This is a genomic window from Streptomyces sp. NPDC042100, assembly GCF_055582325.1.
Map to the genome: position 1 here is coordinate 273,977 of NZ_JBVJDK010000007.1, position 13,726 is coordinate 287,702.

A 13,726-nucleotide genomic window follows, 5' to 3' on the forward strand; every position below is an offset into this window, starting at 1 on the left:
GGCCACGGTGAGCACCGCCCCGAGGACGTGCCGAGACTCGGCGCGTCGGCCCCTGACTCAGAGGCGTTCGGGCGCCGCGATCCCCAACAGCCCCATCCCGGTGGACAGGGTCCGCCCGGTCAGCTCGCACAGCAGCAGCCGGTTCTCCACCACGGCGCTCGGGTTCCGCACGTCGAGCACGTGGCAGGCGTCGTAGAACGAGGTGAACAGCGAGGCCAGCCGGTACAGGTAGGCGGCGAGCTTGTGCGGGGCGTGCTCCCGCGCCGCGTCCTCGACCACCGTCCCGAAGGCGTCCAGGTGCAGCCCGAGGGCCCGTTCGGCCGGGGCCAGGGCGAGATCCGGGTGCCCGACCGGCCCGGTGTCCCCGGCCCGTCGCAGGATGGAGCGGACCCGGGCGTGCGCGTACTGGAGGTACACCGAGGTGTCCCCGTGCAGCGAGACCATCTGGTCCAGGTCGAACTTGTAGTCGCGGATCGCGGAGGTCGACAGGTCCGCGTACTTCACCGCGCCGATGCCCAGCTGGGCGGCCCGCTGCCCGACCTCCTCCGGAGTCAGGTTCCGGGCCTTCTCGCGCACCACGACGGCCGCCCGTCCGATCGCCTCGTCCAGCAGGTCCACCAGGCGCACCGTCTCGCCCTCGCGGGTCTTGAACGGCTTGCCGTCCGCGCCGAGCACCGTGCCGAAGGCCAACTGCACCGCCCGCACGTTGCCGTTCAGCCAGCCGGCCCGGCGGGCCGTCTCGAAGACCATCCGGAAGTGCAGCGACTGTCGCGCGTCCACGACGTACAGGAGGGTGGAGGCATGCAGCGCGCCCACCCGGTCGCGGATCGCGGACAGGTCGGTGGCGGCGTAGCCGTAGCCCCCGTCCGACTTGCGCACGATCAACGGCACCCGGTTGCCGTCCGGTCCGAGCACGTCGTCGAAGAACACGCACAGGGCGCCCTCGGAGATCTCGGCGACCCCCGCCTCCTCAAGCAGCCGGCAGGTCTCGTCCAGCATGTGGTTGTAGCCGGACTCGCCGACCACGTCCGGATCGCGGATCTCCACGTCCAGCTTCTCGAACACGGAGGAGAAGTAGAGCTTGGACTCGTCCACGATCTTCTGCCACAGCTCCAGGGTGAGCTCGTCGCCTGCCTGGAGGTCCACCACCCGGGCGCGGGCCCGGGTCTTGAACTCGGGGTCGGAGTCGAAGAGGGTGCGCGCGGCCTTGTAGAGGCGGTTCAGGTTCGACATGGCCTGGGCGCCGGACTCCTCGGTGGAGGCCCGTCCCGTGTCGGAGCGGTCGAGCTCGTGCGGGTGCTCGATCAGGTACTGGATCAGCATCCCGAACTGCGTCCCCCAGTCCCCGATGTGGTGCCGGCGCACCACCTTCTCGCCGGTGAACTCCAGGATCCGCACCATGGCGTCGCCGATCACGGCCGAGCGCAGGTGCCCGACGTGCATCTCCTTGGCCACGTTCGGCTGCGCGTAGTCGATGACCGTGGTGCCCGGCCGGTCGGCGGGGGCCACGCCGAGCCGCGGGTCGGCGGCGCGGGCCGCGAGGTTCGCGGTGATCGCCGCGTCCCGCACCCGCAGGTTCACGAACCCGGGGCCGGAGACCGAGGCGTCCTCCAGCAGCCCCGCGCAGTCCACCGACTCGATGACCCGCTCGGCCACCTCGCGCGGGTTCGAGCCCAGCCGTTTGGCGAGCGGCAGGATGCCGTTGGCCTGGAAGTCGGCCCGGTCGCTGGCCCGCAGCATCGGGTCGGCGCCCGCGAAGGCCGGCAGGGCGCGGGCCACCGCCTCGACGAGTCGACGGTGGGCGAGGTGGGCGAGGGTGGGCACGGTGGTCACGGGGATCTCCTGTCGGACGGTGTGGTACGGGACGGGACGGTGCGGGACGGGCGGGATGGGGCCAGGGGGTGGACGGGTCACGGGGTGGGTGGGTCACGGGGTGGACGGGTCACGGGGTGGATGGGGTTCGGCGGGTGGGGATGCGAAAGGCCCGCCCGTCACCGGCGTTCGTGCGCCGGTGACGGGCGGGTGTCCGCTGGGGTGTTCAGGACTCCGCCTCCACGCGGAAGAACCGCAGGACCTTGCGGGCCCCCTCCCAGCCCCGGCAGACGACCAGGACGACGTCGTTGCCGGCCACGCAGCCCCGCACGTCGAGGCCGGGGGTTGCGTCCACGAGGGTGGCCAGGTAGCGGGCGGCTCCCGGAGGGGTGTGCAGGACCAGGGTCTCCCCGGCCTGCCCGGCCCGGATGACCATGTCCCGGGCGGTCCCCTCGGGGCCTGCGTCCTCGCCGGCGGGGGGCGGGGCGGGGGAGGTCGCGGTGGCGGAGCCGGGCATCAGCCCATCACCGCCCCGAGGAGCATGAAGCCGAGGCAGACCACGAACAGGGTCGCCATCAGCGGCCATATGAACCGCAGGTACTTGTCGTAGCGGACCTTCGCCAGGGCCAGGCCGCCCATGATGACCGCGGAGGTCGGGGTGACCAGGTTCACCCAGCCGGAGGCGGACTGGTAGGCCGTGACCACCATGGCCCGCTGCACCCCGGCGAAGTCGGCGAGCGGTGCCAGGATCGGCATCGCCAGCGTCGCGTGTCCGGAGGAGGAGGGGACGAAGAAGGCCAGCGGGATGTTGACCAGGAAGGTCAGCACCGTGAAGATCCCCGAACTGGTGCCCTCGACCGCCTTGTTCAGCGCGTTCAGGATGGTGTCGCTGATCTGCGCGTTGTTCATGATGACCGTGACGCCGCGCGCCAGGACGATGATCAGGGCCGCGCCGATGAAGTCGCCCGCGCCCGACACGATCGCGTCGACCGTGCCCTTCTCACCGAGCCCCGCGATCAGGCCGATCACGATGGCGGAGACGAGGAACAGGCCCGCCAGCTCAGGGAAGTACCAGCCCAGGGTGGGGACGGCGGTGATGCCGAAGTCCGCCCACGGGATGACCGAGAAGATCATCAGGACGAAGGTGGCGGCGAAGACGCCGATCACCGCCTTCTGCCGGCCGGTCAGCGGCGGCAGCGCCCCGCCGGAGGACATGGCCTCGTCGCCGGCGTGGCCGACCAGGGAGGCCGAGGGGTCCTTGGCCACCTTGTTCGCGTACCGCAGGACGAAGAAGATCGCGATCGAGGTGAGCACCGCCCACATCAGCAACCGGACCACGATGCCGTCACCGGTGCCGATGCCGGCGGAGGCGGAGGCGACTCCGGTCGCGAACGGGTTCACGGTGGAGGCCAGGGTGCCGATGCCGGCGCCGATCATGATGATCGAGGCGCCCACCATCCGGTCGTAGCCCAGGCTCAGGGCCAGCGGCACGACCAGGGCGTAGAACCCGAGGGTCTCCTCCGCCATGCCGTACGTGGTGCCGCCCAGCGAGAAGACCACCATCAGGGCGACCACGAGGAGGGACTTGCGGTGGGCGAGGCGCTGGGCGAGCCGTCCGATGGCCGCGTCCAGCGCTCCGGTCTTCATCGCCACGGTGATGAACGCGCCCACCGCCAGGATGAACAGGAACACCGCCGCCGCGCCCATCAGCGAGCCGTCTCCGCCGGGGGAGGTGTGCCCCTCGGAGGTGATCCCGTACAGGCCGTTGGCGGGGGAGAGGAACAGGTCGCGGAGCCGGTCCATGAACCCGGCGGAGCTCTCCACCGTGTGGTAGGAGCCCGGGATAGGGGCCCCGTCCGCATCCAGCTTGTAGGCGCCGGCCGGGATCAGGAAGGCGAGGAGCCACACGCCGAGGGTGACGATGCCCAGGACGGTGAAGGCGGTCGGGAACTTGAAGTTCCGTTCCTTCTTCCCCTGTGGGGCCGACGCCCCGGAACCGCCCGGGGGCCCCGTGGACTCGGCGGTCTCGGCCTCGGCCCTGACCTCGGCCTCGGTCTCGCCCTCGGAACGGGCCCCGGCGGGGGTGACGGTGCTCATGAGACCGCTCCCTCGGGGACTCGGGCCGGGCCGGCCTGCTTGCCGGCGTAGCCGCCGCTGGGCGTGACGATCGTCCCGGCCCGGCCCTGGATGATGTCGACGACCTCGTCGAGGGCGCCGATCGCGGCCATGTCCCCGGTCAGTTCCACGAACCGGCACACCGCGTCGACCTTCGGGCCCATGGACCCGGCCGGGAAGTTCTCGGCGCGCAGCGCGCCCGGGGTGCTGTGGGTGATCTCCTCGGCCTCCGGGGTCCCGAAGCCGCGGACCACCCGGGGTACGTCGGTGAGGAGGATCAGCGCGTCGGCCTCCAGGGCCTCCGCCAGCAGCGCGGCCGTGAGGTCCTTGTCGACCACGGCCTCGACCCCGGTCAGCATGCCCGCGTCGTCACGGATCACCGGCACGCCGCCGCCTCCCGCGCAGACCGCGATCGCCCCCTGGTCGAGGAGCTGGCGGATGAGCCGGGTCTCGACGATCCGCTGCGGCAGCGGCGAGGGCACCACACGCCGCCAGTACGCGCCGTCCTGGCGCACGGTCCAGCCGCGCTCCTCGGCGAGCCGTTCGGCCGTCTCCCGGTCGTAGACCTGGCCGACGAACTTCGTCGGGTTCGCGAACGCCGGGTCGACGACCGACACCAGCGTCTGGTTGATGAGGGAACACACCTGCCGGCCCGGCAGGGCGTTCTGGAGGGACTGGAGCAGCCAGTAGCCGATCATGCCCTGGGTCTCGGCGCCCAGCACGTCGAAGGGGTACGGGCTGCTCAGCGCCGGGTCCGCGGCGCTCTGCAGGGCGAGGACCCCGACCTGGGGCCCGTTGCCGTGGGTGACGACCAGCTCGTGCTCCTCGGCCAGCGGGGCCAGCGCGGCCACGGCGCGGCGTACGTTGGCCAGCTGCACGTCGGCGTCGGGCTTGTCGCCCCGCTTGAGGAGGGCGTTGCCGCCGAGGGCTACCACTACACGCACGTTGTTGTCTCCGATCGGGAGAGGGGGAGGGAAGAAGACGAAGGGAGGAGGGGGTGGGGGAGGGAGAACGCCGGCCCGGCGCGCGGATCGGGGGGAACGGACCGATCCGCGACACCGGGCCGGCGGGGAGGACGAGGCCGCGCCCGGCGTGGCGCGGGGGCGGGATCAGTCGCCGAGGGTGGCGACCATCACCGCCTTGATGGTGTGCATCCGGTTCTCGGCCTGGTCGAAGACCACCGACCGCTCGGACTCGAACACCTCGTCGGTGACCTCCAGGGCCTCCATGCCGTGGCTCGCGTGGATCTCCGCGCCCACCTTCGTGTTCCGGTCGTGGAAGGCCGGCAGGCAGTGCAGGAACTTGGCCCGCGGGTTGTCCGTGGCCTTCATGACCTCGGCGGTCACCTGGTAGGGGGTGAGCAGCGCGATGCGCTCGTCCCACACCTCCTTGGGCTCGCCCATGGAGACCCACACGTCGGTGTAGACGAAGTCCACGCCCGCGACGCCGTCGGTCACGTCCTCGGTGTGGGTGATCCGCGCACCGGTCCGCCCCGCGATCTCGGCGGCGGTCGCGATGGTCTCCACGTCGTTCCAGAGCGATTCGGGGGCCACGATCCGCACGTCGGCGCCCATCAGGGCGCCCATCACGAGCAGGGAGTTGCCCACGTTGTTGCGGGCGTCGCCGAGGTAGGCGAACGAGATCTCGTGCAGCGGCTTGCCGGAGTGCTCGCGCATGGTGAGGAAGTCGGCGAGCATCTGCGTCGGGTGCCACTCGTCGGTCAGACCGTTCCAGACCGGCACACCGGCGAACTCGGCCAGTTCCTCCACGAGCACCTGGGAGGAGCCCCGGTACTCGATGCCGTCGTACATCCGCCCGAGCACCCGGGCGGTGTCCTTCATCGACTCCTTGTGGCCGATCTGGGAGCCGGAGGGGTCGAGGTAGGTGACGTGCGCGCCCTGGTCGTGGGCGGCCACCTCGAAGGCGCAGCGGGTGCGGGTCGAGGTCTTCTCGAAGATGAGCGCGATGTTGCGGCCGGTCAGGCGGGGGCGCTCGGTCCCGATCCGCTTGGCGGTCTTCAGCTCGGCCGCCAGGTCGATCAGGTGCGTCAGCTCGGCGGGGGTGAAGTCGATTTCCTTGACGAAGCTGCGGTGGCGCAGATTCAGGGCCATGTCGGTGGCGCCTTCCTGGAAGTGGGGGGGCGTGGGGCCCGTCGGGCCGGGTCACGGGACCGACGGGGAACGGACGGGGGTCGGCCGACGAGGGCGTGCGAGGGCGAGGGGCGAGGGGCGAGGGTGTGAGAGGGCGGGGCCCACCCCCGGGTCTCGTGCCCCGGAGGTGCGCCGTCGCGCCCCGCCGGGCCCTCGGCTCAGACCGCCTCGCGCTCGATCGGGCAGCTCATGCAGCGCGGACCGCCGCGACCACGGCCCAGCTCGCTGCCGCGCACCCGGATGACCTCGACGCCGTTCTCCTCCAGGTACTTGTTGGAGGCCACGTTGCGGTCGTAGGCCACGACCACGCCCGGCTCGATGGTGAGGACGTTGCAGCCGTCGTCCCATTGCTCGCGCTCGGCGGCGAAGGCGCCCTGACGCGGGGTGAGGATGTTGATCTCGTCCAGGCCCAGCGCGTTCGCGATGACCGTGTGCATCTCCTCCGGGGCGTGCCGGGTGACCTTCAGGTCGTCCGGGGCGCCCTGGGACTCGATGGTGTAGGAGGGCAGCATGCCCAGGCCGGCGTACTTGGTGAAGGTGTTGCCGTTGACCATGGTCATGACCGTGTCCAGGTGCATGAAGGCCCGGCCCTTGGGCATGTCCAGGGCCACGATCCGCTGGGCGGAGCCCTCCTTGAACAGCTGGATCGCGAGGTCCTCGACGCCCTGCGGGGTGGTGCGCTCGCTCATGCCGACCAGGACGGCCCCGTTGCCGATGACCAGGACGTCGCCGCCCTCCATGGTGGACGGGTAGGAGCTCTGGCCCTCGTTCCACACCTTGTACTGACGGTCCGCGAACAGCGGGTGGTAGCGGTAGATGGCCTCGAAGTGGACCGTCTCGCGGCGCCGGGCCGTCTTCTTCATGGCGTTGATGGAGACGCCGTCGTAGACCCAGCAGGAGGTGTCGCGGGTGAACAGGTGGTTGGGGAGGGGGGCGATCACGAAGTCCTCGTCGTCCATCACCTGGACCCGCACGGATCGCGGCCTGCCCATCCTGTCGACGAGCTCCCTCTTGGTGATGCCGCCCACCAGATGCCTGGTCAGTTCCTCGGTGTCGAAGGCCTCGTAGACGTTGCGGGCCCGGTCGGTGGCGATGGGGCCGTACTCGCGCTCGTCGAAGAGGCGGCCGAGGACGAGGGAGCGGGCCTCGTCGTTCTTCATGGTCTCGGCGAGCAGGTCGGTGAAGAGATGGACCGTGATACCGCGGTCGCGCAGGGTCTGCGCGAAGTAGTCGTGCTCCTCCTGGGCCCTCTCGACCCAGAGCACGTCGTCGAAGAGGAGATCGTCCTTGTTGCTGGGCGTCAGGCGCTCCAGTTCAAGGCCCGGACGGTGCAGGATGACCTGCTTGAGCTTGCCCGCTTCGGAATCGACATGGAAAGACATGGGGTCCTCCTCGGTCCGTGGCCGCCGCGCCGTTGCGTCGACCTCGTGGAAGAAACGTATTCCCTGTGAATCCATGGTCTTGTAGCGAAAAGACCTGCGTTTCCCAAGGTCCCCTGTCCTTCCTGTCAGGTTTCCCGCACCCCCCTAGCCCTGATCTTTCCGGCACCCCTGGGCTGTGGGTATCGGGACCTTAGGCCGGGTGGATGCTGTCCTTGTGCCCCACCCGACTCGACCATCGGTCCGCGTACGTTGGGATGACGAGCCCGCAGGGGCGGAATTCCGCCCCGCGTGGCGGGATTTGGGGAGGACGAAATGCCCACACGGGTGCTGATCGCGGACGCCGAGGAAGTCGTCCGGGTCGGCCTGCGCGCCATCCTGGCGTCGGGTACGGAATTCGAGGTCGTGGCCGACACCGGGGACGGCAAGGAGGCCGTGGAACGGGCCCTCGCGGACGGCCCCGACGTGTGCGTCATGGGCACCACCCTCGGCGGCCTCGACGGCCTCGCCGTGGTCCGCGCCCTCACCGGCACCGGGTGCAGGGTCGTGGTCTTCACGAGTTCCACCTCGGACGACGACTTCTGCGCGGCGATGCGCGGCGGGGCCCACGCCTTCCTCGCCAAGAGCCTCTCCCCACCCCTCCTCCGCCAGGGCATCCGCCTCGCCGCCTCCGGCGCCTACGCCCTCTCGCCCTCGGCCGCCGACAGCCTGCGCGGGCTCCTCAACGGCTGCCGGCACCTGCCCGACGAGGGCTGCGGACACCTGCCCACCGAACCCACGCACCCGCTGAGCCCCAGCGAGCTCCAGGTCGCCGGCCTCGTCGCGGCCGGCCGCACCGACCAGGAGATCGCGGACCGCCGGGGGGTGTCGGTCTCCGCCGTCAAGAAGACCGTCTCGCACTGCCGGCGCAAGGTCGCCGCGAAGAACCGCGTGGAACTGGCCCGATGGGCCTGGCTGAACGGCCTGGAGACCCCCGACTCCGACCCCGGCCCCGGCGAAGGGCCCCGGCCCGCCGAACCGCCGCACCGTCCCGGCCACGCGCCTCTCGCCGCGGCCGCGGGCGGCGCCCTCGCCGACTGAGACCCGGGCCGGGCCCGGCCGACCACCGCACCCGAGGACCACCCACGTCCCGCACAGCGGCCCGGCCCCACAGCTCACCCGACCGTGGTGGCGCTTTCAGGAGCTGGTCCGGCGGGAGCCCAGCAGGGTGCCGCCGACGAGGGCGGCGAGCAGGGCGGCGGCCAGACCCACCAGGACAGCCACGGAGGGGCCGAATCCCATGGGCGCGGTGCCGATGCTCTCTCCGGCCTGGGCCGCCGCGGCGGCGAGCGCTCCAACGGCCCCGACGAAACCGACAGGCGCGTCCTCGGCCAGGTCCGCGTAGAGCGCGGCGAGCGCGAGTCCGGCGCCGAACCCGCCAACCGCGAGGGCGGGCACGACGGAGATCACCGCACCGGCGTCCATCGGCAGTATCAGAAGCAGCGCGGAACCACAGGCCAGCAGGAGTCCGCCCCAGACGACCAGGGTCCGCGTCCCGGCGACCCCGGTCGTGCGTCGTCCGGCCACTGCCGCACCCCCGAGGGCGCCGACGAGCAGGGCGAGCTTCACGGTTCCCTGCTCCGTCGGACCGAGGTAGAGGTGGACGTAGGTCCGATTGGCGGACACCCAGGTCAGATCGACGAGCGCGGCGGTGAACAAGCCGAGGGCGAGGAAGGTACCGGCTTGACGACGGCCGCCGAGGATGCCTGGGGCCGCGAGGGCCCGCCACATGGTGCGCTGGCGCCGCGCGAACACGACGCACAGCAGCAGTCCGGCCGACGTCAGCACCGTGCCCACCGGATCCACGTCGTCGAACAGGGCGAGCGCGGAGCATCCGTAGGCCAGCGCGCCGAGCCCGGCGCTGCCGAGCAGCACCCCGGCCGCGTCGAAGGGCGTGCCCGGGGCCTCGCCCGAGGCCCGACGCTCGACCTGACTGAGCGTCATGACCAGCAGAGTGAGGGCGAAGGGGACCATCAGGTAGAGGCCGACGCGCCAGTTCAGGTCCTCCTCGACGACCCCCGTGACGAGCCTGCCCACAGCCGAGCCGCCCACGACCACACCGGCGAAGCCGACGAAGGCCCACCGTCGGGCCGCAGGGGCGGGAACTCCCCGGGTGAGGAGCACGAAGGGACCCGGGGTCAGCAGCGCGGCGGCGAAGCCCATGATTCCCCGCGCCGCCGCGAGCACGCCGCCGGTGGTGGTCCCGTCGCTGAGGACGTCGGCCGCCAGCACGATCTCCAGCAGCGTGACGGACAGGGCGGCCGACAGCCCGACGGTCAGTGCGACGCGGAGACCGATCCGGTCGACGAGATACCCGGCGAGCGGCAGCGCGGCGGCGAACCCCACCACGTACATGCGGAACGCGAGGTCGAGAGCATGGCCGTTGATGTCGAGACTGACCTGGAGGCCGCCGAGCGCGCTGGCGGCGACGCTCCCTTCCACCGTCACCAGAAGCAGCACCAGGACGGCCAGCGCCACCGCCCCGCGCCGCCGGGCCCCGAGGACCGGGGCCGCGGTGGGAGGCGTGGACGGAGCGGTCGGGACGTAGGGCGCGTACGGGGCGGCGCCCGCCGTCGGCGCGTAGGCGAGGGCGGCCCGAGGGTCAGACGGCGGCGGGAGGGTGGGCGAAACCGTCGGCGCGGGCGGTACGGGCCGCGCGTCGGGCAGCGGGGGTGCGAAGTCGAGCAATCCGGCCGCACGACGACCGAGTTGGGCGAGCACGGAGCCGGGCAGCCACTCGTCGGGATGGTCCGTCGCGGTCCACTCGGCGATCTCCTCGGGCGTGGGGCGGCGGGCCGGATCCTTGTCCAGACAGGCCCGTACGAGTTCCACCAGCGACGCCGGGACGCCGGTGAGGTCTGGCTCCTCCTCCGCGACGCGGAAGAGGTGGGCGTTGAGCCCCGAGTCGCCGGCGCCGAACAGCAGACGTCCGGTCGCCGCGTACACGAGCACCGCGCCGAGGCAGAACACATCGCTGGCCGCCGTGAGCTCACGGCCGCGGACCTGCTCGGGGGACATGAAACCGGCCGAGCCGATCAGCATCCCGGTACGGGTGTGCAGGCTGTCCCCGGCGAAGCTCTCCATCGCCCGGGCGATGCCGAAGTCGATGACCCGGGGGCCGTCGACGGTGACGAGCACATTGGAGGGCTTGAGATCGCGGTGGATCAAGCCGGCGTCGTGCACGGTCCGCAGGGCGATGGCGAGGCGGTTGGCGAGGGCCGTCACCGAGTGCTCGGGCAGCGGCCCGTAATCCTCGGTGACCACGGTGTGCAGATCGGGCCCGGGTATGTACTGGGTCGCCACCCAGGGCACCTCGGCCTCCGGGTCGGCGTCGAGCACCGCCGCCGTCCACTCCCCGCCGACTCGGCGCGCGGCGGCGACCTCGCGGGCGAAGCGCCTGCGGAATTCGGCGTTCCCCGCGTACTCGGCCTGCACCACCTTCACGGCCACGGTCCGCCCGGCCTCGGAGCGCCCCAGGTACACCAGGCCCATGCCGCCCGCGCCGAGGCGGGCGATGAGGCGGTAGGGGCCGATGTGGCTCGGGTCCGCTGGGGTCATCTGTTCCACGAGTCGGCAGGGTGGTGCAACTTCCTTTTCCTGGACGGTGTTTGGGGTCATCGGCCCGTTCCGGGCGGTCACGGGCCGATGTCGGGGGCGTTCGCGGCGTCCGGTCGGGACTACCTCGCGATATCGGCCTCGGGGTCACGTGAGGTCGGCGCGCTCGCTGTCGAATGGCCTTCGGCCGTCAGGCCGGGCGACCGGATCGGCGACGTCGGTGGTGGCGTCGAGGGGGACACCCCGGTCGTTGGCGAGGTGGCGGATGGCGCCGGTGCTGGGACCTGCTGCTTTACCCTTGTCGAAGCGTGCGGACCAGCAGCCGGACTGCCGCGACCTCGGCAGGGCTGTGACCGGCCGTGGCGTGGCCGGGCAGCGGTCTGCTCCCAGCGCCCGCGGTCGGCTCACTCACGGGCGGGGGTTGTCGGATTCCGGGTGCATTCCACCAGGACGATGGTGGCGTCGTCCCGCAACCGGCCATGGTGGTGGTCCAGGATGGATCAAGCGGCGGAGGGCTTCGGGGGCGGGCTCGCCGGCAGCGAGGGCCCGGGTGACGAGATCGACGAGCCGCTCTTCGCCGAAGAGCAGTCCGGAGGCCGAGCGGGCCTCGGTGACTGCGTCGGTGTGGATCAGGAGGCGGTCTCCGGGTTCCAGCTGGGCCTCGTGCGCGGTGCGGGCGGTCGTGTAGTCCGGGCCGAGCCCGCACGGCAGCTCCCCACGGCCTCGCAGTGCCTCGGGGACGACGCGGTGCGAGCGGATCAGCAGCGGCGGCGGGTGGCCGGCGTTCACCCAGGACAGATGCCCGCTCTCCAGGTGCAGACGCGCGAAGACGCCGGTGAGCAGGCAGCCGGGCGGCCAGCGGTACAGGTCCTCGTCGACCCGGTCGGTTTGTCGGTCAGGGAGCCGCCCGCACGGCGGGTGGAGCGGCAGCCTGCCGGCGCGACGGCGGACGACAGCCCCGCCGCGAGGTCGTGCCCCATCGCGTCGACCACCGTCACGTGCAGGCGCCCGTCGTCCAGGCCGTGGTCGAAGGCATCGCCGCCGATCTCGTAGGCCGGCTCAAGGCACCGCCCCTTCCGCCTCACCTCCGAGTCTGAACCCGGTCCGCCCCGCCGTACGGCACCGGAACGCGTCTCCTGCCCGGAGAAGGCGATCGCCGGCGCCCGCGACGACCGCCGGCGGCGGACCGTCCCCGGGCCGGGCCGATCCGGTCTGATCCATCGGCCGCCCGGGCGTATGCGCGCATGAGCGGGGAGCCGAAGGGGCAGGCGGTCGCCCGAGGGGGATGGCCCGCTTGCGTCCGGCGTCTGGCGGACGATGACCGAAGGGACGAGGTGAGAGGTGGCGGCGCGCGGAGGAACGAGGGGCGGGGGTGGACTTCTGGCGCGGCTGCGCCGGGACCCCTTCGCCGTACAGACCGTACGGTCCACGGCGGCGGCCACGCTCAGCTATGTGGTAGCCCTGCGGCTCAGCAGCGAACCGGTGCCGCTCACCGCGCCCTTGACCGCGCTGCTCGTCGTGCAGGTGACGCTCTACTCCACGCTCACCACCAGCCTCCGCCGGGTGAACTCGGTGGTGGTCGGTGTGCTGATCGCCATCGCGTTCAGCGTCGTCGTGGGCCTCTCCTGGTGGAGCCTGGCGCTCGTCATCCTCGCGTCGCTGCTCGTCGGCCGGCTGGTCAGGGTCGAGGAGTTCGTGCCCGAGGTCGCGATCAGTGCGATGCTCGTCCTCGGCGTGACGCAGGTGTCCGACACGGCCTGGGACCGGGTTCTGGAGACGTTGATCGGCGCGGTCGTCGGCATGGTGTTCAACCTGGTCCTCGCGCCGCCGGTGTGGGTGGACACCGCCGGGGACTCGATCGACGGCCTGGCCCGGCGGATGAGGCTGTTGCTGCTGGAGGTGGCGGAGGAGTTCACCGGATCTCCGCCGGTGGCGGAGGCCGCTGCCCGGCTCCACGAGGCCCGGCGGCTCGACAACGACGTCGCCGATGTCGACGGCGCGCTGCGGACCGCCGAGGACAGCCTGCGCTTCAACCCGAGGGTCAAGGAGGGGCTGCTGCACCGGGTGGTGCTGCGGACCGGTCTGGACACCCTGGAGATCTGTGCCGTCGTCCTGCGGGTGCTCGCCCGCACCCTCACCGACCTGGCCAAACACCAGGCAGGGCAGCGGCTGCTGCCGGAGCGAGCCGCCCTCGCCGTCCGGGAGACCGCCCAGTACACCGCGGACGCCCTGGTCAGCTTCGCCGTCCTCGTCACCGCGCCCGCCAGCGCGGATGCCGAGGCGGCGGAGGCCCGGCTGGCGGGCGAGCTGCGGGCGGCGCGGGCCTGCCGCGCCACCGCCGCCGAGCAGCTCCTCGCTCTCGCTCTCGCCGAGCCGGGCCGTTGGCAGCTGTACGGGGCGCTGCTCGCCGAGCTCGACCGCGTCCTCGACGAGCTCGACCCCGAGCACCGGGGGCGGCGGCTGATGGAGGAGCTGGACCGGCAAGTGCGCGAGCGCCACGAGCGGCGCCGCCGCTTGGTCCCGCGGGGCCGCTGGAGCGCGCTCCGGCCCACCCGCGCCGACGGATGAGCCCCCGGGTGAACCGCGGGCGAGCCGACGCGCGGGCCGGGGTACGGGCCGGGGCGGGGGTCACGGATGAGTCGACGGACGACCTGCCGCGGGCGGCATGCCCGCGGC

Annotated in this window: 10 protein-coding genes; 2 read left to right on the plus strand and 8 right to left on the minus strand. The window is 72.2% G+C overall.

The window, feature by feature from the left end:
* Positions 1–57: 57 nt before the first annotated feature.
* From argS to ACZ6J5_RS18245, 6 genes are all read right to left on the minus strand, one after another.
* The gene (argS, locus tag ACZ6J5_RS18220; protein WP_469392603.1) at positions 58–1,833 is read right to left on the minus strand and encodes an arginine--tRNA ligase; all 1,776 of its coding nucleotides are present in this window, start codon (positions 1,831–1,833) and stop codon (positions 58–60) included.
* A gap of 205 nt (positions 1,834–2,038) precedes the next feature.
* On the minus strand, positions 2,039–2,329 hold the full coding sequence (locus ACZ6J5_RS18225; protein WP_469392605.1) for an arginine repressor: 291 nt from the start codon (positions 2,327–2,329) through the stop codon (positions 2,039–2,041).
* On the minus strand, positions 2,329–3,909 hold the full coding sequence (locus ACZ6J5_RS18230; RefSeq protein WP_469392607.1) for a YfcC family protein: 1,581 nt from the start codon (positions 3,907–3,909) through the stop codon (positions 2,329–2,331). Before ACZ6J5_RS18230 ends, ACZ6J5_RS18225 begins: the two co-directional genes overlap by 1 nt.
* On the minus strand, positions 3,906–4,871 hold the full coding sequence (gene arcC, locus ACZ6J5_RS18235; protein ID WP_469392609.1) for a carbamate kinase: 966 nt from the start codon (positions 4,869–4,871) through the stop codon (positions 3,906–3,908). Before arcC ends, ACZ6J5_RS18230 begins: the two co-directional genes overlap by 4 nt.
* Before the next feature lie 165 nt (positions 4,872–5,036).
* Positions 5,037–6,038, minus strand: coding sequence for an ornithine carbamoyltransferase (gene argF, locus ACZ6J5_RS18240; protein WP_469392612.1), 1,002 nt, complete (start codon positions 6,036–6,038; stop codon positions 5,037–5,039).
* Between the two features lie 197 nt (positions 6,039–6,235).
* Complete coding sequence (locus tag ACZ6J5_RS18245) at positions 6,236–7,459, minus strand: arginine deiminase (protein WP_469392614.1); 1,224 nt, start codon at positions 7,457–7,459, stop codon at positions 6,236–6,238.
* A gap of 312 nt (positions 7,460–7,771) precedes the next feature.
* On the opposite strand from ACZ6J5_RS18245, the gene ACZ6J5_RS18250 reads away from it, so the two are divergent.
* Complete coding sequence (locus ACZ6J5_RS18250) at positions 7,772–8,536, plus strand: response regulator (protein ID WP_469392616.1); 765 nt, start codon at positions 7,772–7,774, stop codon at positions 8,534–8,536.
* A gap of 96 nt (positions 8,537–8,632) precedes the next feature.
* Here ACZ6J5_RS18250 and ACZ6J5_RS18255 read toward each other — a convergent pair whose 3' ends face one another.
* Both ACZ6J5_RS18255 and ACZ6J5_RS18260 read right to left on the minus strand, forming a co-directional pair.
* A complete protein-coding gene (locus ACZ6J5_RS18255) occupies positions 8,633–11,053 on the minus strand; it encodes an MFS transporter (protein ID WP_469392861.1) in 2,421 nt (806 codons plus the stop codon).
* Between the two features lie 405 nt (positions 11,054–11,458).
* A complete protein-coding gene (locus ACZ6J5_RS18260) occupies positions 11,459–11,980 on the minus strand; it encodes a PP2C family protein-serine/threonine phosphatase (RefSeq protein ID WP_469392863.1) in 522 nt (173 codons plus the stop codon).
* A gap of 450 nt (positions 11,981–12,430) precedes the next feature.
* Between ACZ6J5_RS18260 and ACZ6J5_RS18265 the strand changes: the two genes are divergently transcribed.
* The gene (locus tag ACZ6J5_RS18265; protein ID WP_469392865.1) at positions 12,431–13,618 is read left to right on the plus strand and encodes an FUSC family protein; all 1,188 of its coding nucleotides are present in this window, start codon (positions 12,431–12,433) and stop codon (positions 13,616–13,618) included.
* Positions 13,619–13,726: the final 108 nt, after the last annotated feature.

Coding starts and splice junctions, on each gene's coding strand:
- argF (WP_469392612.1), bottom strand. CDS start 6,038: ATGGCCCTGAATCTGCGCCACCGCAGCTTCGTCAAGGAAATCGACTTC.
- ACZ6J5_RS18250 (WP_469392616.1), top strand. CDS start 7,772: ATGCCCACACGGGTGCTGATCGCGGACGCCGAGGAAGTCGTCCGGGTC.
- ACZ6J5_RS18245 (WP_469392614.1), bottom strand. CDS start 7,459: ATGTCTTTCCATGTCGATTCCGAAGCGGGCAAGCTCAAGCAGGTCATC.
- ACZ6J5_RS18225 (WP_469392605.1), bottom strand. CDS start 2,329: ATGCCCGGCTCCGCCACCGCGACCTCCCCCGCCCCGCCCCCCGCCGGC.
- ACZ6J5_RS18230 (WP_469392607.1), bottom strand. CDS start 3,909: ATGAGCACCGTCACCCCCGCCGGGGCCCGTTCCGAGGGCGAGACCGAG.
- ACZ6J5_RS18255 (WP_469392861.1), bottom strand. CDS start 11,053: ATGACCCCAGCGGACCCGAGCCACATCGGCCCCTACCGCCTCATCGCC.